Genomic DNA, 20,456 nt, shown 5'->3' with positions numbered 1-20,456 from the left:
GAGCGGGCGCAAGTCGATGACTCACACCACCCGTTTCCCCTGTGCGTGACGGGCGTAACGATAACAGCCGGTCGGTTGTCCTCACCTGCCCGGAAACCGAGTTAGGGCTGCCTGACAGAAAGGAGCTCGACGGCCACCGCCTAACGTGACGACCAGACATGTCTGCGTTTGACCAAGCCCGTCCGACGCAGAAGATTGATCTCTCCAGGCCACGAGCGGTTACCAGTCGGTATCTACAGGCTGGTAATGCTAGTTACTGGCGGGTAACATAACGCAGGTTAGTATCAGTGGGCTGTCCCGAGGTGGCCGACGCGTCGCCCTGAAACGAAAGGCCGCGACATGAATGCCCTGACGATTACGTTGGGCACGATTGGTGCTCTGCTGAGCTTGGTGTGTTGGTACATCTTCCTCTCAGGCGCGCTGAGGATGTTCAACACCGTGCGCATCGGCCAGTCGGCACCCGATCGATGGCGCCCGTTCTTCCCTCGCTTCAAGCAGATGATCATCGAGTTCATCGCGCACACGCGCATGAACAAGTTCCGCAGCGTCGGCTGGGCCCACTGGCTCGTCATGGTCGGCTTCCTCGGCGGATTCCTGCTCTGGTTCGAGGCTTACGGCCAGACGTTCAACCCCGAGTTCCACTGGCCCATCTTCGGTAACACGTGGGCGTGGCACCTGTGGGACGAGATCCTGGGCCTCGGCACCGTCATCGGTATCACCACGCTGATCGTGATCCGTCAGCTCAACCACCCGCGTCTGCCTGCACGCCTGTCCCGGTTCGGCGGCTCCAACTTCAAGGCCGCCTACGTCATCGAGGGCATCGTCCTGCTCGAGGGCCTGGGCATGATCATGGTCAAGGCCGGCAAGATCGCGACCTACGGTCACGCCAACCCGTGGACCGACTTCTTCACCATGCAGGTCGCCAAACTGCTTCCCGCCAGCCCCGTCATGATCTCGGTGTTCGCGTTCGTCAAGCTGATGACCGGCATGATCTGGCTCGCGATCGTGGGCCGCAACATCACCTGGGGCGTCGCCTGGCACCGCTTCTCCGCGTTCTTCAACATCTACTTCAAGCGTGAAGACGACGGCACCGTCGCGCTCGGCGCGGCAAAACCCATGATGTCCAAGGGCAAAGTCCTGACGATGGAGAACGTCGACCCCGACACAGACACTCTCGGCGCCGGAAACATCGAAGACTTCTCCTGGAAGGGCTGGCTCGACTTCACCACCTGCACCGAGTGCGGGCGTTGCCAGTCCCAGTGCCCTGCTTGGAACACCGGAAAGCCGCTCTCCCCCAAGCTGCTCATCATGTCGCTGCGTGACCACGGCTACGCCAAGGCCCCGTACCTGCTCGCTGGTGGACGCAAGGACATGGGCGGCGACGAGATCGGACTCGTCGACAGCGAAGGCAACGTCAAGGAAGCCGCACTCGCAGCCATCCCCGAGGCCGCACGCCTCGAGGCCGACCGCAAGCTCGTCGGTGAAACCGTCGAAGGTGAGATGGCCCCGGTCATCGACGCCGAAACCTTGTGGAGCTGCACCAACTGCGGTGCCTGCGTCGAACAGTGCCCCGTCGACATCGAACACGTCGACCACATCATCGACATGCGTCGCTACCAGGTCCTGATCGAATCGGAGTTCCCCTCCGAGCTCGCCGGCCTGTTCAAGAACCTCGAGAACAAGGGCAACCCCTGGGGCCAGAACTCCAAGGACCGTCTCAACTGGATCAACGAGATGGACTTCGAGATCCCCGTCTTCGGCAAGGACGCCGACAGCTTCGAGGACTACGAGTACCTCTTCTGGGTCGGCTGCGCCGGCGCCTACGAAGACCGTGCCAAGAAGACCACCAAGGCCGTCGCCGAACTCCTTGCCACCGCGGGAGTGAAGTTCATGGTCCTCGGCGCCGACGAAACCTGCACCGGCGACTCCGCACGTCGTGCCGGCAACGAGTTCTTGTTCCAGCAGCTCGCAATGCAGAACATCGAGATGCTCAACTCGGTCTTCGACGGTATCGAGCAGAAGAAGCGCAAGATCGTCGTCACCTGTGCGCACTGCTTCAACGCCCTCGGCAACGAGTACCCGGAGGTGGGCGGCGACTACGAGGTCGTGCACCACACCCAGCTGCTCAACCGTCTGGTGCGCCAGAAGAAGCTGATCCCGGTTGCGTCCGTGAGCGAAGACGTCACCTACCACGACCCGTGCTTCCTCGGACGCCACAACAAGGTTTACGACGCTCCCCGTGAACTCATGGAAGCCTCAGGCTCCAAGCTGGTCGAAATGCCGCGTCACGGCGAACGCTCCATGTGCTGTGGTGCCGGTGGTGCTCGCATGTGGATGGAAGAGAACATCGGTAAGCGCATCAACGTCGACCGCGTCGACGAAGCGCTCTCCACCAACCCCAAGAAGATCGCCACGGGTTGCCCGTTCTGCCGCGTCATGCTCACCGACGGCGTCACTGCCCGCCAGGAGCAAGGCCAGGGCGAAGGCGTCGAGGTCGTCGACGTCGCGCAGTTGATGCTGAACTCCGTCACCCGCCTCGATCCCGCCCAGCTCGGCGAGAACATCAAGGTGATCCCGCGCGAGAAGGCCCCGGTCGCTGCTGAGGCAAAGGCTGAGACCGTCGAGCAGGATCGGGTCGCCGAAGTCGAGGAAGCCGCCGCGACTCCGGAAGCCAAGGCTGCACCGGCAGGCAAGGGTCTGGCCATGAAGGGCCTCGCCAAAGCACCAGGTGCAAAAGCTCCCGGCGCCAAGGCACCAGGCAAGGGCCTCGGAATGGCCGGCGGGGCAAAGGCTCCCGGCGCCAAGAAGGCAGCTCCCGCCGCAAGCGCGGAAGCTCCCGCCGCCAAAGCTGCTGCACCGGCCACACCTGTGGCAAAGCCCAAGGGGCTCGGTCTTGCGGGCGGAGCCAAGGCTCCCGGCGGCAAGGGACTGCAGATGAAGGGCGCCGCCAAGGCACCCGGAGCAAAGGCCGCTGCCGCACCGGTAGCGGAAGCACCGGCAGCTGAGGCTGCTGCACCCGAAGCTGCTGCACCCGTCGCCAAGCCGAAGGGTCTGGGCCTGGCGTCCGGCGCCAAGGCTCCCGGCGGCAAGGGACTGCAGATGAAGGGCGGGGCCAAGGCTCCTGGTGCGAAGGCTGCACCTGCTGCTGAAGCACCTGCCGCTGCTCCGGCTGCACCCGCCGCTGCACCGGCATCTGCACCGTCAGAGGCTCCGGCCGCCGAGGCGGAAGCCCCGAAGGCTCCACCGGTCGCCAAGGCCGGCGGACTCGGATTCAAGTCGGGCGCAAAGGCTCCCGGCGCTCGGAAGGCAGCTCCTGCTGCAGCCCCGGCGCCAGCTGCGGCACCGGCTCCCGAGGCCGAACCCGTGAAGGCAGAACCCGCCGCCGAACCCGTGAAGGCAGAACCCGCCGCCGAACCTGTGAAGGCAGAACCCGCCGCCGAAGCACCTGCTGAAGCGTCCGCACCCGCGGAAGCTCCGGCTCCTGCTGCCGCGCCGCCCGCCCCCAAGGCAGGTGGGCTCGGATTCAAGGCCGGCGCAAAGGCTCCCGGCCGCAAGAAGTAACCGCTCCACACGCGAATGCCCTCACCGTCACGGTGAGGGCATTCGCGTTTGTGTGGGGAGCCACTCCCGACCGAGCACCCGTTCCCTCGACCAAACACACCTTGCTCTACGCGGAAAGCGGTGCTCGCCGTGGACAAGTGGTGCTCACTCCCCCGCTGCCAAATCGAGGTCGCCCTGTCAATCTGCGACAAGCATCACCGCACCGCGCGCACGCCCGACGCCCCTTTCCTGCTGCCGTCCGATGACGTATCGCCCCGGAGCGATTCCGGTCGCGCCGTGCTCCGGATGGATCAGGTACGCGGTCACTCGGGTGTCGAGCATGCCGAGCGCAAGGCCCCGAGCATCTTTCACCGGCGTCGACCACGTGCACTCCCCTTCGTCTGCAACCAGACTGTGGGGGTTACCGCCCGCCGCGCTTCGCAGCAGCTCCACTCCCGAGAGCGGCACTCTCACAGAGCGTGTCCACGGCAGAGGCGCCACGATATTTGCGAGCAGCGAAAACGGGATCACGATGAGATCGCCCTGCGCCTGAAGTCCGTCGATCACAGGAATGGACACTTCCTGGTCCAGGTAGTCGAAGACATCGAGGCCGGTGAGGGTGGTGAGAGCGGACAAGGTCATGTTCGAGTTCATAAGTATCACCGAGGGTTTGAGGATTGAGGGTTTGAGGATTGGGGCTTGAGGGGTCGAGATTCAGGTTCGACGAACGAGACGGGAGTAATCGGCGCCGGTGATGCCGTAAGTCCAACCGGCGGCATCCAACGCGGAGGTAAACCATCCGGGTACGTGAAGGCCGTATCGACGCCGATGCCCGTCGCGTTCGAAAGAACCGTTGACCGCGAGGAGAATGCGTCCACTTCGGCCCCAGCCCTCCGGTGACGCGTAGAGCTGCAGCAGGCAACCGACATTACCGGGATCGTCGGCTTGGTCGACCAGTGTCAGGCCGGCCAGCTCGATGTAGGAATCCCACCCGATCCGCTCGATTGCACATCGACGGATCTCTACATTGCGCTCGTGTGCGATGCGTTCGGCGGTCGGGTCGAGCACTACCCAGTCGGGAACGATCGCTCCGTGCAGAACGAACGCCTTTGTTCCGTCTGCGAATTCGAGTGCCGGGGAATCAGAGTGGTGGAGTCGGCGTTCTCCCCGCGCACTGCCCGGTATCCGCTCCGAGTGCAAGACCCTGGGTCGTTCCGCCATGATGCACACGTCGTCGAACGCCTACCACCACCCGGTCGAGTCAGCCAGTGCGGTCTGCACATCGAGAAGTTCACGGTCTTCCGAGCGGAAGGTCGCAAGACCGTATCGATGGCATGTGTCGTAGTACGCGATTCGATGGGCGTCCTGCTGCCCGTACCAGGTCACTCCACCCGCCACCGGGGTCGACATCGTTCGTATCGCAGCTGCGACGCCGTCGAACAGTGTGGTGTGCAACGATTCCCAGATTGCGGATCTGATGATCCGCGCTGGATTGACGCGGCGCTGAGTCGACCCCCGCTGAGTCGACCCCCGCTGATCCGACCCCTCGGACACGCTGGCACCAACGCCCCCGAACGCGCGACGTTCCATCTTCCAGCGTTCTATCTGCCAGTCAATGCTCCGACGTTCGATACGCGCGTTCATACGTCGGCGCGACGCCGAAAACATGCTCGCGATGTGCCCGCAAGCGCAGTCGAGTCCAGTGCCGTCGAAGGACATCTTGTTCGACAGACCTTCGGCGGCGATCAGATCCGATCCAGCAGAGGGCGACTGAACCCAGACGAACTCCGGTTTCGGGAGCCCGGATCGTCGGTATAGTTGCGCGACAGCAGATTCTGCCGTGGATCGATCGGCCGGACGTGTACACAGACCGCGTTCGAGCCATACGTCGCGGACTGTTTCCAATGCCTGATTGTCTTCATCGAAGATATCGATGTTCTCGGTCGATGTCGCTCGACGTGACGTCGACGAGCGAAACGGTGCGGCGCTCACGCGACGGTGGCGGTGTCCGCCTTTCCTGTAGTCATAGTTCAACAGCCTGGCACGCAAACGCTCCGGACGCAAGGGTTGCCTAGAGTGCGACACCGAGAACCTGCCACCGTTTCCCCACACCCAACACCCTCTCCAGCGACGCGAAACCGGTTCGAACTGTGGACAAGTGGTGTTCACTCACGGCTGTCCACAGCCCCGGGTTCACGGCTTCCTTTCCAGCGCCGGGCGCAGCAAGATCGATCGGTATGGGGGATCAAATACACATCATCCGTCGGCCAGAGCAACTGTCGAAAGGTCGTACCGATTCCGAGATCCGGCAGGCCTGCGCGAGTGGAAACTGGTCCAGAATCCATCGCGGTGCCTACGTACCCAGCGACCACCTGTCTCGCCTCGACGCCTACGGGCTACATCGATTGCGCGTCGAGGCTGTGGCCGGTACCGCTTCGGCACATGCAGCGGTCAGCCACATCTCGGCAGCGGTGGTGCACGGCTTCGAACTCTGGAACACTCCGCTCGAAGTTGTGCGCCTCTCTCGGGACCGACGAGGCGGCGGCCGTAAATCCGCTCGACGACACGTGCACTCGGTATCGTTCACCGACGACGAGGTCACCCACGTCGACGGCCTGCGCGTCACGACTCCGGCACGAACTGTTGCGGATCTCGCGAGGACCCTCCCTTTCGAACCGGCTCTCGTGGTGGGCAATTCAGCGTTGCACCGTTCAGCGTTGACCAAAGATGCAGTTGCGGCCTCGCTTGCACTCAGCCCGAACCATCCGCGCCATCGACATGCGCTCCACGCGCTCACCGCGATGGACTCGCGCATCGAAAGCGTCGGTGAATCACGGAGCCTCGCATTGTTCCTGCAGGAGCACTTACCACTCCCCGAACCCCAGGTCGAAATCCACGACGCCCGAGGGTTGGCCGGCCGCGTCGACTTCCTGTGGCGTGAGCAGCGCACCATCGGAGAGTTCGACGGCCGCATCAAATACGGCCGACTGGTGCCCGCCGGGCGCAGCGCCGAGGACGTGCTCTGGAACGAGAAGCTCCGCGAAGACCGACTCCGTGACGCGGGGTGGGAAGTCGCGAGGTGGACGTGGGCCGACCTGTCGACCCCGTCACTGGTGGCAGGTCGGATCCTCGCGGCCTTCGCGCGCAACCGCGGGGCCGTCAGCTACTGATCGCAGGCTTCCACAGCTCGAGCGTCGGAATGCCGGGTGGAGTGAATCCGAGCACCTGCCCGTAGAAGGACAGCTCGGCGTTGCGTGAGCTGATGATGGTCGACTGCTTGCGGAATCCGTGAGATTCACCCTCGTAGGCCAGGTAGGCATGCGGAATACCCTTGGTCACCAGAGCATCCCGGAATCGCTCCGCCTGCGAAGGTGGCACGATCGGATCGTCGAGACCCTGGAGCAGCAACACCGGGCAGTTCAACCCGTCGACGTTGTTGAGCGGAGCACGTTCCGCGTACAGGTCGGCAGATTCCGGCAGCGGGCCGATCAAACCGTCGACATAGCGCGATTCGAAATCGTGAGTTTCCTGCACGAACAGGTCCAGTTCGGCCACGCCGAAATAGGAAGCACCACAAGCGAACACGTCGGACGTCGTCAGTGCGGCCAGAACGGTCCATCCACCGGCAGATCCGCCTTCGACGGCAAGGCGGGCCGGATCGGCAAGCCCTTGCTCAGCCAACCCGGTGACGGCGGTGACGACGTCCTGCACGTCGACGACACCCCACTGTCCGCGCAGCCGGTTGCGGTACTCACGTCCGTAACCGGTCGACCCGCCGTAATTCACATCGACGACGCCGATTCCGCGACTGGTGAAGAAGGCGTAGACGAGGTTGAGGGCCGGGGCGACGTGCGCCGTCGGCCCACCGTGAACAAACGCAACGTATGGCGGCAGTTCGCCGTCGAGTCCTTTGTATCGCGGACTGCGCGGCGGATACGCAACGGCGTGAACTTCTCGCCCGTGTCCGTGAGCCACGACAGCTCGCGCTTCCGGAAGGTATGCAGACTCGGGCAATTCTTCGACCGACGAACGGATTTCGGTGAGTTCGCCGGTACCGAGGTCGAACTCGCGTAGTGCGCCCGCCAGTTTCGCGCCTCCCGAGGTGAGCAGCAACCGATCGCCGCGAACCTGCATGAGGCCGATGCTGGTGACACCCGGGATCGCGATGTCGCGCAGTTCCCCCGACGCCGGATCGAGTACCGCCAGCGTGTCGGTTCCCACCGTGCGTGCGGTGAGAAGGTGCCCGTTGTCGAGTTCGACGAACCAGCGCGCACCGAAGCGCCACTGTGGGCCACCGAAATCCGCATCCACCGGGCAGATCGGGGTGATCTTGCCGCCGACTCGATAGATGTTCCACCAGCCGCTGCGATCACTGATTGCGTAGAGTTCGTCGTCGGTGATCCACTCCGGCTGCAGGACGGACTCTTCAAGTCCGCCGATCAGCACGGAGTACTTCTGAGCGACGCCGTCGACGAGTGGAGCTACCCGCAGTTCGGTACCGTCCCAGGGCATTTGCGGATGGTTCCACGCGATCCAGGCTATTTTGGTTCCACTCGGCGAAAGCCTCGGTGACGAGAGGAAGTCCGATCCGCCGACGATCGAGCGAATCTTGCCGGAACCGTCCAGCGGAATCGCGCAGATATCGCGAGTGATCGCCCCGTCCTCCGCGTGCGCTTCCCGAACCGCCCACACCTCACCGTTCACGATCTGCAGGTCTGCGTATCGCAACGCGGCCGGCGACGCGGGTTCAGGCGTCAGAGCCCGCGGAGTGACTCCTTCGAGGATGTACACCCGTTGATCGGAGAATTCACTGAAGACCAGTTTTCCGGACTCGGTGACGGTCCAGGCGCCACCGCCGTACTCGTGAACCCTGGTCCGCGCGTTCCACGGCGCAGGGAGGATGTCGACGGGTTGGTTGTCGAGACCGGATCGACGGATCGATGTCCGACCACCCTCGGTCGGACGAAGTTCAGCCCACCAGATCTCGTCACCGACGTATCGTCCACCCTCGACAGGGTGGCCACCTGCAGCCAGATCCGCTGCTCCGATCGGAGAAGTCCACGATCCGTACGGGGCTGCAATCTGCTCGCTGGGGGTCATCGCTCGACAATAGCCAACTGGTCGCGCGACACGGTCCCCGACAATGCACTTGCACAGTGGTGGAATCATGTAACTCGTGAGCACACCAGAACCCGTCCGCCATCGTCAGCCGCAGCGCGAGCTGGAGCAGTCGTCGAAGCTCCAGAACGTCCTGTACGAAATCCGTGGGCCGGTGCACGCGCATGCCGCCCGGTTGGAGGCGGAAGGACACCGGATCCTCAAGCTCAACATCGGCAACCCGGCACCGTTCGGATTCGATGCTCCCGACGTGATCATGCGGGACATGATCGCTGCCCTGCCCTATGCGCAGGGCTATTCGGAGTCGAAGGGCATTCTGTCGGCGCGGCGCGCAATCGTGACGCGTTACGAGCTGGTTCCCGGCTTCCCCGAGCTCGACGTCGACAACATCTACCTCGGTAACGGTGTTTCCGAGCTGATCACGATGACCATGCAGGCCCTCCTCAACAACGGCGACGAGGTTCTGATCCCAGCGCCGGACTACCCGCTGTGGACTGCGATGACGAGCCTGTCCGGAGGCACGCCCGTCCACTATCTCTGCGACGAGGCCAACGACTGGAATCCCGATATCGCCGATATCGAATCCAAGATCACCGACAAGACCAAGGCTCTCCTCGTCATCAACCCGAACAACCCCACGGGTGCGGTGTACTCCATGGAGGTTCTGCAGCAGTTGGTCGATCTGGCACGTAAGCATCAGCTTCTGCTGCTCGCCGACGAGATCTACGACAAGATCCTCTACGACGACGCAAAGCACATCTCGCTGGCAACACTTGCCCCTGATCTGCTCTGCCTGACCTTCAACGGCCTCTCGAAGGCCTACCGCGTCGCCGGCTACCGCTCCGGCTGGGTGGCGATCACGGGCCCGAAGGATCACGCCGCCGGCTTCCTCGAGGGACTCGACCTCTTGGCGTCGACCCGCCTGTGCCCCAACGTCCCCGGACAGCACGCCATTCAGGTCGCCCTCGGCGGACACCAGAGCATCGAAGACCTGATCCTGCCCGGCGGTCGCCTGCTCGAGCAGCGCGACGTCGCGTGGGAGCGATTGAACATGATTCCGGGTGTTTCGTGTGTGAAACCCCGCGGTGCGCTCTACGCGTTCCCTCGTCTGGATCCGAACGTCTACGAGATCCACGACGACGAGAAGTTGGTTCAGGACCTGCTTCTCCAGGAGAAGATCCTGATGGTTCAAGGCACCGGATTCAATTGGCCGAACCACGATCACCTTCGGATCGTCACCCTTCCGTGGGCCCGGGATCTCGCCGTGGCCATCGAGCGATTCGGCAACTTCCTCACCAGTTACAAGCAGTGATTTCGGCCCGTCGAATCGGGCAAAATCAGGTAAACAATTCGTTGTACAAATACCCCGTAAACGTAAAAGTGCGGGGTATTTGTGAGACCTTGGTCACAACATTCGCATACCAGGCGGTTTGATTGACACTTTAACTATTTAGTGACCTGCCCTGATGCGAAAACGGTCCAACCGGTACGTGATTCGTCGTGAAATTGGTAGTTGGACAACGCGCCAAACCCGATTGAAATTGGGTACATTGGTTATCAGCACTTCGGTGCCGCGAGCACCTGGTATCCCTCCCCCCCCTGTGGATACCAGGTTGGTGGCGGGGACAACCCCCCCTGTTCCCCGCCACCCAGCTCGACCAATCCCAGTTTCGCCTCTTTCCCGGAAATCACCTGTGCCGACGCTGTCGTCGATCGACACTATCCGCAGAAGCTGACCATTCGCATCTGAGCCGATAACATTGCACCGGTGCAAATCCCCAGTCCGACACTCAGTTTCCGATGAGTCACGGCCACGGCCACGGTGGCCCCATTCAGATCGGCCCCACCGCATCACGCGTCGTCATCGGCTTGCTCGTCGTCATCGGCATGGTTGTCGTCGCGGCAGCTGTCGCGCTGTGGCCGGACAAGAACACCATTCCCGTCCCGCTCCCCTTTCAGAATGCCGACGGCAGTTCGGTGGAGACCGAGGCGGGCACCGTCACGATGCAGGATCTCGGCGACTGCGGAAGTTCCTCCGCCGGAAGGGTATTCGTCGGTGCACCGCAACCGCCACCCACCTCCGCCTATCAGTGCCAGCGCAGTATCGTCGATATCGAGTCCGGGCCGAATGCCGGAACGAAGACACTCCTCGAGATCATCCCGGGTGCCGGACAACCGGATCTACGGGTCGGTGACCACATTCGCCTGGTGCGTCAGACCGACCCGAACGGAAACACGCAGTACTCCTTCGAAGACTATTCGCGTGGACTCCCACTGGCGCTGATCGTCATCGCGTTTGCCGTCGTCATCATCGCCGTTGCGCGGTGGCGCGGACTGCGCGCACTCGTCGGTCTGGTGATCGCCTTCGGCGTCGTCGTCGGGTTTCTCCTGCCCGCATTGCTCGACGGTAAGCCTGCGATACCGGTTGCACTGGTCGCCGGCGCGGTGATCTTGTACGCGGTTCTCTATCTGGCGCACGGTGTCTCACTCAAGACCAGTTCGGCTTTGCTCGGCACCCTTGCCGCGATGGTGCTCGCTGCCGTTCTCTCCTACCTCTGTATCGAACTGACGCACCTCACCGGACTGTCCGAAGAGCAGAACACCAATGTGCAGACCTACATCGAGCACATCGACATCACGGGCCTGCTGCTGGCGGGCTTCATCATCGGATCGCTCGGTGTTCTCAACGACGTCACCATCACCCAGGCATCTTCGGCGTTCGAGTTGGCCGAACTCGACAAGCACGCACCCCGCCGAAAGGTGTTCAGCGGGGCGATGCGGGTCGGACGCGATCACATCGCCAGCACGGTCTACACCTTGGTTCTCGCGTACGCCGGCGGGGCGTTGCCACTGCTTCTGCTTTTCAGCGTCAGCGGTCGCCCTCTTCAGGACGTCCTGGTCGGTGACGCTGTAGCGATCGAAATCGTACGGTCCGCGGTCGGCGGGATTGCTCTGGCGCTATCTGTTCCGCTCACTACTGCTATCGCCGTGATTCTGGCTCGCCCACCCGGTAGTGCGGTCAAGGCCGGCCCCACGTCAGGCGGCCGACACTCCAAACGCTGAAAGCGAGCCTCAGAGTCCGGGAATCGGTGGGAGAACCGGTAACAGAATCGGCGGAAGCCCCGGAATGTAGATCGCGGGCGGTGGCGGCGCGGGAGCGGGCGCGGGCGGCACGTAAGTGTCCTGCACGACTGGCGGAGCCTCGACGACCGGAGGGGCTTCCTCCGTCGTCGTCGGGGGCGGGGTCGTTGTGGTCGTAGGCGGCGGGGTAGTCGTGGTCGTCGGCGGCGGCGTAGTCACCTCGGTTGCCACAGGTCCGGCATCCTCGGAATCGAAGACCTTTCCTCCGTAGCCCAATCCCAACCCCACGATCACGATCGCCGCGATCACACCGGCGCCGAGGCCCGCGAACCGTAGCGGGTTTCTCGGCTCTTTGGATGTCGATTCGACGGGTTGTGTCCCGGCGAGCCAGGACGGGTGTGCGGTTCCTGCCCCGGGTGCCTCGCCTTCGTACATCGCCGAGTACGCCTGGGCGTCAACCATCACAGCCTCGGTGTCGGCGTCATGTTCTGTGCCGAATCCGTCCGTGGCCTGATCACTGTCGGCGACCGCGAGATCTGCGGCCGGATCGAATCGTTGCTCGTGTCGGTTCGGTCGCGGCTGAGGCAGTTCCGCCGCGTAAGGGCTCGGCACCTGTTCCTGCGGAACGGACTTCGTGCCGGAAGCGGCTTCGGACAAGGCATTCGGCCGCTCCGATTCCGCGAGCGTTGCGACCCCTCCGTGGCTGAACGCCTGAACCGGAACGGGTACCTCAGCCGGGGTGTGGATCGGATACGGCGCAAAGATCGGCGCTACAGCCGGAACCTGAACCGGGGCAGATACCGCGCGCGCCGATGGCGTCATCGACGACTCCGCGATCAGCGCAGCGCCTTGCGCAGTCACGAGTTCCGGCTGCTCGGGCGCGATGAGGGGGCACTCCAGCCAAGCGGCGAGGGTCGCCCGCACGATCGGAATGCGTGCACCGCCACCGATCAGGAGAATCGCGTCGGGGTTACGGCCGGACGTTGCGATGACCTCTCGTATCTCGCGTGCGAAGGCCTCCACCGACGTGACGACCAACGAATCGAAAACTTCCCGCGACAGCAGGAGAAGCCCGCCGGGCCCGGGCAGGCACACCGCACTTCGTGAGGACAGCTGTTCCTTCGCGAGTCGGCATCGCGCCTGCAGTTCGGCATCGCCACCCGGGTCGGCCGGCGTAGCTATACGGCGACGCACGGTCTGATCCGAGTAGACGAGCTCGTCGAAGTGATCTCCGCTGACCCGCGTCGACCGGGCGGTGACGACGGTAGACCGCATCTGCCTGTCCACAATGCTGATCGTCGATCCAGAACTACCGATGTCGACGACGACGAGTGTGCTCTGGTCGGTCAGCGCACCGGACTCCTCGAGCATTCGAAGCGTCGCGACTACTTCGGGAACCAGCTCGAAGTTGTCGATGCCTTTCTGTTCGAACGCTGTTTGGAGTGCTCCGGCCTGCGCTTGATCCCGGTAGGCGACGACCGTATTGCTGCCGAGATCGGCATTCTCGGTCAAAGCCACGCCGGTTGCCTCCGCTGCGACTTCCTCCGGAATCTCACGACCGCGATCGACCGCTCTGGATCGGAACACCGGACCACTGTGGTCGGGCGTCCCCGGGCGCGCCAAACGCACAGCGCTGGCTCCCACCGTCACACCCAAAACCAAGTTCATGATCCACCTTCGTCGACCGGCGACGGGTTCCGTCAGCAGACCCCGTCATTCCCCGGCCGGAAGTCTACCCACTGGGCATGGTCTGCGAGGTTCGCGCATCTCACCTAAGGCCTTCTCGCAGCTATTTTTTCGCAACCTGGACGGTCGACCTACCGCCCCAATCCGCGGTAGTTCCAACCGGCGCCGCGCCACAGGTCCGGATCGAGGCAATTTCTGGCGTCAACGATCACCCGCCGCCGAACGAGTGGTTCCAAATCGCCGGGCACGAGTGAGGCGAACTCGTCCCATTCCGTGGCGATCAAGACCACATCAGCATTTCTGCAAGCTTCTGACGTGGAGGTTGCATAGTGAAGGGTGGGAAACAGTCGGCGAGAATTGTCCATGGCCTTCGGATCGAAAACGGTGACCGCTGCCCCGTGCAACTGCATCATTCCGGCAACGTTGAGCGCAGGCGAATCGCGCACATCGTCGGATTCGGGCTTGAACGCGGCCCCCAGAACCGAGACGTTAGCTCCCAGCAAACTGCCATCGCAGGCTGCCGTCACCAGTTCCACAGCTTTTGTGCGTCGTCGCATGTTGATGCTGTCTACCTCGCGGAGGAAGTACAGGGCCTGGTCGACACCCAATTCCCCGGCGCGTGCCATGAACGCCCGAATGTCCTTCGGCAGGCACCCACCGCCGAACCCCAAGCCCGCATTGAGGAACCGTCTACCGATCCGAGCGTCGTACCCGAGAGCGTCGGCCAACATCGTGACGTCGGCGCCGGTCGCCTCGCACACCTCCGCAATCGCATTGATGAAGGACACCTTGGTCGCGAGAAACGCGTTCGCAGATCCCTTGACCAACTCGGACGTCGCCAGATCGGTCACGAGGAACGGCACCCCCGCGCCCAGTATCTCGGCATACACCTCGCGAAGAACGCCTTCGGCGTTTCCCGGCCGGTCACGATCGATCCCCAGAACCAACCGGTCAGGGCTCAAGGTATCCGCGATCGCGTGTCCTTCACGCAGGAACTCCGGATTCCAGGCCACCTCTACCGAGCCACCCGCCGGCGCAGTCGCTCGGAGTCGCTCGCCGAGAGCCGCTGCCGTGCCTACCGGCACCGTCGACTTCCCGACTATCAGCGAAGGCTTTCGCAACAACGGCGCCAACATGTCGATCACCGAATGAACATGACTGAGATCTGCGGCGTACTCCCCCTTCTTCTGGGGCGTCCCCACACCGACAAAATGGATGTCGGCAAAATCCGCGGCATCGGCGTAGGAAGTCGTGAACTGCAGCCGACCCGACGCCAGATTCTTCTCGAGCATGTCGGTCAGACCCGGCTCGAAGAACGGGACCTCCCCACGAGACAACTTGTCGACCTTGGACTGGTCGATGTCGACTCCCAGCACGTCGTGACCAAGTTCGGCCATACACACTGCGTGGGTCGCCCCCAGGTATCCCGTTCCGAACACGGTCATCTTCATGTGTTGTTGGTATGCGTCCGAACTTTCCGAAACGCGTACGCCAGGTGGGCGCGAAACCAACATCGGGCGTACGACGAGTGCGTCGCGCGTGCAACCTATGCTTCTGGCATGCACGTTCTCTTCGTTTGTACGGGAAACATCTGCCGATCACCCACTGGCGAACGCCTTGCACGTGCTTATGCCGCCGAAGCCGGAGTTTCCGGATTCACCGCGTCGAGTGCCGGAACCCGGGCGATGGTCGGACACCCGATCGAGCCGACTGCTGCGAGGGTTCTCGCGGGGCTCGGCGGCGACCCCACGGAGTTTCAAGCCCGACGCATGACAACAGCGCTGGCCTCGGACGCCGACCTCATTCTCACGATGACCGAAAGTCAGCGAGACAAAGTCCTGGCGATGGCTCCGGCGCGGCTCAAGCGCACGTTCACACTTCGAGAAGCCGCACGGTTGGGCTCGCTCGCAGATGCAGCAACTGTCGAGGACCTCGCCGCCGCCAGACCCCGATTTCGTGCCGCCGAACCCGAGGACGTCATCGATCCGATGGGTAAGGAAGAGAACGTGTTTCACGAAATCGGACTTGAGATCGCCGATCTCCTCGGCCCGCTGCTCAGCCGACTTCGCTTCGGTGAGCGCTGAGAGCGGGCACCGCGGTCAACTGCGGTAGCGACTTGTCCGACTCGTAGTAGTAGCTGTACTCGTACGCATTGCGTCCGCGAGACGGCGTCATCGTGATGACAGTGCCCAGGACGTGTGCACCCACACTCTGTAGGTTTCCGACCGCGCGCGCCAGTTGATCGCGCTTCGTGGAGCCGTGTCGGGCGATCACCAGGGCACCGTCAGACATCGCGGCCAGGACCGCGGCATCCGTGACGGGTAGCAACGGCGAGGCGTCGATGATGACGTAGTCGTATCGCGCCCGCAGTTCATCGAGAACATGTTTGGCCGTGTCCGTGCCGAGTAGTTCGCTCGGGTTCGGCGGGATCGGTCCGGACGCGAGCACTGTCAGCCCGTCGAATTCGGTCGGCTGAAGCACATCGTCCAGCGTCGCTTGACCGGAGAGCACCGAACTGACGCCGACGCTTCCGATCAACCCCAGATACTTCGACACTCGCGGCTTCCGGAGGTCGCCTTCCATCAGGCACACTGACTTACCGGCCTCCGCCAAGACAAGAGCGATGTTCACGGCGGTCGTCGTCTTACCCTCGGAGGGAAGCGAACTCGTGACGACAATGACACGCGGTGGATGATCCACCTCGAGGAACTGAAGGTTGGTGCGCAATTCACGGAAGGCTTCGGCACTCACGGAATTTCCGTCACTGAAAGTAATCGCATGGTTGACTTCGACGACTTTGTCGAACGGGATCGTGCCCACCATCGCCGAACCCGCAATCTCTTCGACCGTTCGACGATCCTTCACCGTGTTGTCGAGTCGATCGCGAATCAACGCAAGCGCGATTCCCGACACCAGTCCCGCCACTGCTCCGAGAGCGAGATTGCGCGAAGTCTTGGGCGAAACGGGAACAGACGGCTCTTGGGCCTGTTGCTCGACGACCACACGTGCAGGCGGCGTTCCGCCGTTCTCGGGTGTCTCCAGTTCCTTTGCCAGTGCGACGAATTCGGACGACAGAGTATTTGCGATCTCTCGCGCGAGCTCCGGTGAAGGATCCTTGACTCCGAGGTCGATCAACACAGTGTCGGGCGCCGACGTCGCAGTGACCTTGGAGGCCAACTCTTCAGCCGACATCCCGCCGACCACCCTCGGTCCCAGTTCGTCGATCGTCCGCTGCGCAAGTGTCCGGCCGGTCAGGAGTTTTGTATAGGACAGAACTCGCTGCTGTGAAAGTTGACTGCCCTGCAGTGCCTCGTTGACCGAGGTACCCGCCGACGTCGAAACGAACAGCCTCGTCGAGGCCTGGTAAACGGGCGTCGAAAGAAGAGAAGCGCAAAGGGCTCCCAGGATTCCGAGCACGGTTACAGCAGCGACTATTCGCCATCTGGCTTGCAATATCTTCAGGTAGTCGACAATTTCCATCTTGATGTCTCCTTCGGCTCACGCATGTCCACTGCGGGTCTGAGCGGTCTTTGCCGGTCAGACCGCGAGGGCGAACCGGGCTTTCTCAATTTCGATATCGATCAGCTGCGACGGACGAAACGTCCTGTGCTCACGGGCGTCCCAGTCCGCGGTAGTTCCAACCTGCGCCTCGCCACTCGTCGGGGGAAAGGCAATTGCGCCCGTCGACGATCACCTTCTTGCGAACGACTGCATCGAGATCGGACGGCTGCAACTTCAAAAATTCGGGCCACTCGGTCAACACCAGGACGACATCGGCGCCTTCGCACGCCTCCAACGCATTTGCCGAATAGGTCAACGTCGGGAACAGCGCACGCGAATTGTCCATGGCCTTCGGGTCGTACACGTTCACTGCTGCGCCTTGAAGCTGAATCTGACCCGCGACGTTGAGCGCCGGCGAATCACGAACGTCGTCCGAGTCCGGTTTGAACGCGGCACCCAGAACTGCGACTCTCGCACCGAGAAGCGATCCGCATGCCTCCCGCGCCAGTTCGACCATGCGTGTCCGTCTGCGCATGTTGATGTTGTCGACTTCGCGTAGGAACGTCAGTGCTTGGTCGGCGCCGAGTTCACCGGCGCGAGCCATGAAGGCACGGATGTCCTTGGGTAGGCAACCGCCGCCGAAACCAATTCCCGCGTTGAGGAATCGACGTCCGATCCGAACGTCGTACCCGATCGCGTCGGCGAGCACTGTGACGTCGGCGCCAGCAGCCTCGCACACTTCGGAAATCGCGTTGATGAACGAGATTTTCGTGGCCAGGAATGCATTCGCTGACGCTTTGACCAACTCGGACGTAGCGAGGTCCGTGACGAGAAAGGGAATTCCCTCATCGAGGAGGTCTGCATAAACCTCGCGCGCAGCAGATTCCGCGCGACCGTGTCGACCGCGGTCGACCCCGAGCACCAGACGATCTGGATGCAATGTGTCCTGGACGGCAAACCCCTCGCGCAGAAACTCGGGATTCCATGCGACTTCGACGCCGTCACCAACCGGTGCCAGTTCCCGCGCGCGCTTACCGAGCCGTTCCGCGGTTCCCACCGGCACCGTGGACTTCCCGAAGATGACCGCGGGTTTGGTGAGCAGCGGTGCCAGAGTTTCGATCACGGCATCCACGTAGACCATGTCAGCGGCGAACTCACCCTTCTTCTGCGGCGTACCGACCCCGAGGAAGAACACGTCCGCAAATTCAGCGGCTTCCTCGTAAGACGACGTGAACTTCAGCCTTCCTCGATCGATGTTTCGTCGTAGGACCTCGCCCAAACCTGGCTCGTAGAAAGGAACTTCCCCTGCTGCCAGTTTCTCCAGCTTTGCCGCGTCGACATCCACTCCGAGGACCTCGTGACCGAGTTCGGCCATACACGCCGCGTGTGTCGCGCCCAGGTATCCCGTGCCGAAAACTGCTATGCGAGTGCTCATGTTGCTCGATCTGCTTTCTCGACAGTGTGTGAAGTGTTGATGGGATGGGTAATTCAGGTGCGCACGGCACCGATGTTGTCTCGGTACCACGAGACCGTCGACGCGATTCCTTCGCGCAATCCGATTGTCGGCCGCCATCCGAGTTCACGAATCATGCTCACGTCCAGAAGTTTCTGCATTGTTCCGTCAGGCTTCGAGGTGTCCCACCGCGTCTCGCCGGTGTATCCGACCTCGTCGGCGACCATCGAAGCGATCTCACGAATTGTGTGGTCCTCGCCGGTTCCCACGTTGACGTGCGATGCACCGTCGTAGTTGTCGAGCAGATGCAGACACGCCGACGCCAGATCGTCGACATGCAGAAATTCACGTCGAGGATTGCCACTCCCCCAGTTGACAACCAACGGCACTGCGGATGACTGCGCCTCGTCGTAGCGCCGAACGAGGGCGGGAAGTACATGCGATCCACGCGGCGAGAAATTGTCTCCCGGGCCGTACAGGTTGGTGGGCATCGCCGAGATCCACGATCGACCATGCTGCCGCCTGGCAGCTTGAACATGGAGTATTCCCGCAATCTTTGCTATTGCATAGGCGTCGTTGGTCGGCTCGAGATGCCCGGTGAGCAGGTATTCCTCCTTGATCGGCTGCGGCGCCAATTTCGGGTAGATGCACGATGATCCGAGGAACAGGAGACGCTCGACGCCGTGTGCAAGGGCAGCGTCGAGCACGTTCACCTGGATACGAAGATTCTCCGACAGGAAGTCGACGAGGAACGTGCTGTTCGCCGCAATCCCACCAACTTTTGCTGCTGCAAGGATCACGTTGGTCGGCTTTTCGCGGGCGAAAAAATCGAAAACAGCTTCCCGCTCACGCAGATCGAGTTCGGCGGAGGTCTGTCCGAGCAACCGTGAGAAGCCGGCAGATTCCAGTTTTCGCCACACCGAAGAGCCGACCAAACCTCGGTGTCCAGCCACGTAGAACGGTGCGCCTCGATCGAGTGGTCGCGCTGCGAATGAATCACTCATCGCGTCGCCAACCAGTCGGGAAGTGCCGGAGTGTCGATCCACGGGCGCCCTTCATGTTCGAGCGCTTCGATGTCTGCCTCGACCATGATCCGAGCCAGTTCGGGTGTGTGCACGCCGGCCTTCCAACCGAGTTTGCGCTCGGCATGGCTCGGATCCCCGATCAGTGCGTCCACCTCGGTCGGCCGAAGATACCGTTCGTCGAATCGAACGTGGTTCTCCCAGTTCAGACCTGCGTGTTCGAAAGCGACTGTGAGGAAGTCGCGCACCGAGTAGTTGCCACCGGTGGCCAGCACAAAATCCTCAGGCTCGTCGACCTGCAGCATGCGCCACATTCCCTCGACATACTCCGGCGCGTACCCCCAATCGCGTATCGCATCGAGATTACCCATGTACAGATGATCCTCGATCCCGGCCTTGATACGTGCGACTGCCCGCGTGATCTTGCGCGTCACGAACGTCTCGCCGCGCCTGGGGGACTCGTGATTGAACAGAATTCCGTTCACCGCGAAGATTCCGTACGCCTCACGGTAGTTCTTGGTGATCCAGTACGAGTACACCTTCGCCGCACCGTAGGGCGAGCGTGGATAGAACGGTGTCTCCTCGTTCTGCGGTGGTGGTGTGGCACCGAACATCTCAGAGCTCGACGCCTGGTAGAACCGGCAGTCGAGTCCGGCCATCCGAACCGCCTCCAGTAGTCGGATCGACCCCACACCTGTCGTGTTCCCCGTGTGTTCGGGTTCGTCGAAGCTGACTCTGACGTGAGACTGCGCAGCGAGGTTGTATACCTCGTCCGGTTTGATCTGCGCGAGCAGCGTCACCAGGCGCGCTCCGTCACTGAGGTCACCGTAGTGAAGGAAAAGCCGTGCATCCGCATGGTGGGGGTCCACATAAATGTGGTTGATCCTCGAAGTATTGAACGTCGACGATCGACGGATCAGTCCGTGAACCTCGTAGCCTTTGGAGAGCAGCAACTCGGCGAGGTAAGAGCCGTCCTGTCCCGTGATTCCGGTAATCAGTGCGCGTTTCATCCTGCGTTCCTTCCGTTGCGGGACAGCCCGCCTGATAGTTGCGAA

13 protein-coding genes and 1 pseudogene are annotated in these 20,456 nt (G+C 62.5%); 5 read left to right on the top strand and 9 right to left on the bottom strand.

The window, feature by feature from the left end:
* Positions 1-339 precede the first annotated feature (339 nt).
* Positions 340-3,561 carry a (Fe-S)-binding protein gene (locus RA302_RS06680; RefSeq protein ID WP_338479844.1) on the top strand — a complete coding sequence of 1,074 codons (3,222 nt, stop codon included), beginning with the start codon at positions 340-342 and terminating at the stop codon, positions 3,559-3,561.
* 177 nt (positions 3,562-3,738) lie between these two features.
* Here RA302_RS06680 and RA302_RS06675 read toward each other — a convergent pair whose 3' ends face one another.
* Complete coding sequence (locus tag RA302_RS06675) at positions 3,739-4,194, bottom strand: hypothetical protein (RefSeq protein WP_029254716.1); 456 nt, start codon at positions 4,192-4,194, stop codon at positions 3,739-3,741.
* Positions 4,195-4,254: 60 nt separating this feature from the next.
* Positions 4,255-5,532, bottom strand: a pseudogene (locus RA302_RS06670) (DUF6745 domain-containing protein).
* A gap of 245 nt (positions 5,533-5,777) precedes the next feature.
* Between RA302_RS06670 and RA302_RS06665 the strand changes: the two are divergent.
* Complete coding sequence (locus RA302_RS06665) at positions 5,778-6,710, top strand: hypothetical protein (protein WP_338479843.1); 933 nt, start codon at positions 5,778-5,780, stop codon at positions 6,708-6,710.
* On the opposite strand, the gene RA302_RS06660 is transcribed toward RA302_RS06665, so the two are convergent.
* Complete coding sequence (locus tag RA302_RS06660; RefSeq protein ID WP_338479842.1) at positions 6,700-8,640, bottom strand: prolyl oligopeptidase family serine peptidase; 1,941 nt, start codon at positions 8,638-8,640, stop codon at positions 6,700-6,702. The two genes, RA302_RS06665 and RA302_RS06660, sit on opposite strands and share 11 nt — an antisense overlap.
* A gap of 76 nt (positions 8,641-8,716) precedes the next feature.
* Between RA302_RS06660 and RA302_RS06655 the strand changes: the two genes are divergently transcribed.
* Together RA302_RS06655 and RA302_RS06650 are read left to right on the top strand one after the other, a co-directional pair.
* On the top strand, positions 8,717-9,970 hold the full coding sequence (locus tag RA302_RS06655) for a pyridoxal phosphate-dependent aminotransferase (protein WP_019747413.1): 1,254 nt from the start codon (positions 8,717-8,719) through the stop codon (positions 9,968-9,970).
* A gap of 488 nt (positions 9,971-10,458) precedes the next feature.
* Complete coding sequence (locus tag RA302_RS06650) at positions 10,459-11,721, top strand: YibE/F family protein (RefSeq protein ID WP_030535944.1); 1,263 nt, start codon at positions 10,459-10,461, stop codon at positions 11,719-11,721.
* A gap of 9 nt (positions 11,722-11,730) precedes the next feature.
* Here the strand turns inward: RA302_RS06650 and RA302_RS06645 are convergent, their stop codons facing one another.
* Entirely contained in the window at positions 11,731-13,407 is a 1,677-nt protein-coding gene (locus tag RA302_RS06645; protein WP_230091103.1) for an Hsp70 family protein, read from the bottom strand.
* A gap of 149 nt (positions 13,408-13,556) precedes the next feature.
* The gene (locus tag RA302_RS06640) at positions 13,557-14,876 is read right to left on the bottom strand and encodes a UDP-glucose/GDP-mannose dehydrogenase family protein (protein WP_019747416.1); all 1,320 of its coding nucleotides are present in this window, start codon (positions 14,874-14,876) and stop codon (positions 13,557-13,559) included.
* 108 nt (positions 14,877-14,984) lie between these two features.
* On the opposite strand from RA302_RS06640, the gene RA302_RS06635 reads away from it, so the two are divergent.
* On the top strand, positions 14,985-15,509 hold the full coding sequence (locus RA302_RS06635) for a low molecular weight phosphatase family protein (RefSeq protein ID WP_182261658.1): 525 nt from the start codon (positions 14,985-14,987) through the stop codon (positions 15,507-15,509).
* Here RA302_RS06635 and RA302_RS06630 read toward each other — a convergent pair.
* The 4 genes from RA302_RS06630 to gmd all read right to left on the bottom strand — a co-directional run bounded on the left by RA302_RS06630 (position 15,481) and on the right by gmd (position 20,411).
* On the bottom strand, positions 15,481-16,905 hold the full coding sequence (locus RA302_RS06630) for a polysaccharide biosynthesis tyrosine autokinase (RefSeq protein ID WP_019747418.1): 1,425 nt from the start codon (positions 16,903-16,905) through the stop codon (positions 15,481-15,483). The genes RA302_RS06635 and RA302_RS06630 overlap by 29 nt on opposite strands.
* A gap of 130 nt (positions 16,906-17,035) precedes the next feature.
* Positions 17,036-18,361, bottom strand: a complete 1,326-nt coding sequence (locus tag RA302_RS06625; protein WP_020906581.1) for a UDP-glucose/GDP-mannose dehydrogenase family protein — start codon at positions 18,359-18,361, stop codon at positions 17,036-17,038.
* A 53-nt stretch (positions 18,362-18,414) separates the two neighbouring features.
* The gene (locus tag RA302_RS06620; RefSeq protein ID WP_029254711.1) at positions 18,415-19,383 is read right to left on the bottom strand and encodes a GDP-L-fucose synthase; all 969 of its coding nucleotides are present in this window, start codon (positions 19,381-19,383) and stop codon (positions 18,415-18,417) included.
* Positions 19,380-20,411: a GDP-mannose 4,6-dehydratase gene (gene gmd / locus RA302_RS06615; protein WP_019747421.1), complete on the bottom strand. Its 1,032-nt coding sequence runs from the start codon at positions 20,409-20,411 to the stop codon at positions 19,380-19,382. The genes RA302_RS06620 and gmd overlap by 4 nt, the downstream gene beginning before the upstream one ends.
* Positions 20,412-20,456: the final 45 nt, after the last annotated feature.

Source organism: Rhodococcus sp. DN22, assembly GCF_036669995.1.
GTDB classification, from domain to species: Bacteria; Actinomycetota; Actinomycetes; order Mycobacteriales; family Mycobacteriaceae; genus Rhodococcus_F; species Rhodococcus_F erythropolis.
This window is presented reverse-complemented; position numbering and strand designations above follow the sequence as displayed.

Excerpts from the sequence above, each read along its gene's own strand:
- RA302_RS06680 (WP_338479844.1), top strand. The coding sequence starts at position 340 with ATGAATGCCCTGACGATTACGTTGGGCACGATTGGTGCTCTGCTGAGC.
- RA302_RS06675 (WP_029254716.1), bottom strand. The coding sequence starts at position 4,194 with ATGAACTCGAACATGACCTTGTCCGCTCTCACCACCCTCACCGGCCTC.
- RA302_RS06665 (WP_338479843.1), top strand. The coding sequence starts at position 5,778 with ATGGGGGATCAAATACACATCATCCGTCGGCCAGAGCAACTGTCGAAA.
- RA302_RS06660 (WP_338479842.1), bottom strand. The coding sequence starts at position 8,640 with ATGACCCCCAGCGAGCAGATTGCAGCCCCGTACGGATCGTGGACTTCT.
- RA302_RS06650 (WP_030535944.1), top strand. The coding sequence starts at position 10,459 with ATGAGTCACGGCCACGGCCACGGTGGCCCCATTCAGATCGGCCCCACC.
- RA302_RS06645 (WP_230091103.1), bottom strand. The coding sequence starts at position 13,407 with ATGAACTTGGTTTTGGGTGTGACGGTGGGAGCCAGCGCTGTGCGTTTG.
- RA302_RS06640 (WP_019747416.1), bottom strand. The coding sequence starts at position 14,876 with ATGAAGATGACCGTGTTCGGAACGGGATACCTGGGGGCGACCCACGCA.
- RA302_RS06635 (WP_182261658.1), top strand. The coding sequence starts at position 14,985 with ATGCACGTTCTCTTCGTTTGTACGGGAAACATCTGCCGATCACCCACT.
- RA302_RS06630 (WP_019747418.1), bottom strand. The coding sequence starts at position 16,905 with ATGGAAATTGTCGACTACCTGAAGATATTGCAAGCCAGATGGCGAATA.
- RA302_RS06625 (WP_020906581.1), bottom strand. The coding sequence starts at position 18,361 with ATGAGCACTCGCATAGCAGTTTTCGGCACGGGATACCTGGGCGCGACA.
- RA302_RS06620 (WP_029254711.1), bottom strand. The coding sequence starts at position 19,383 with ATGAGTGATTCATTCGCAGCGCGACCACTCGATCGAGGCGCACCGTTC.
- gmd (WP_019747421.1), bottom strand. The coding sequence starts at position 20,411 with ATGAAACGCGCACTGATTACCGGAATCACGGGACAGGACGGCTCTTAC.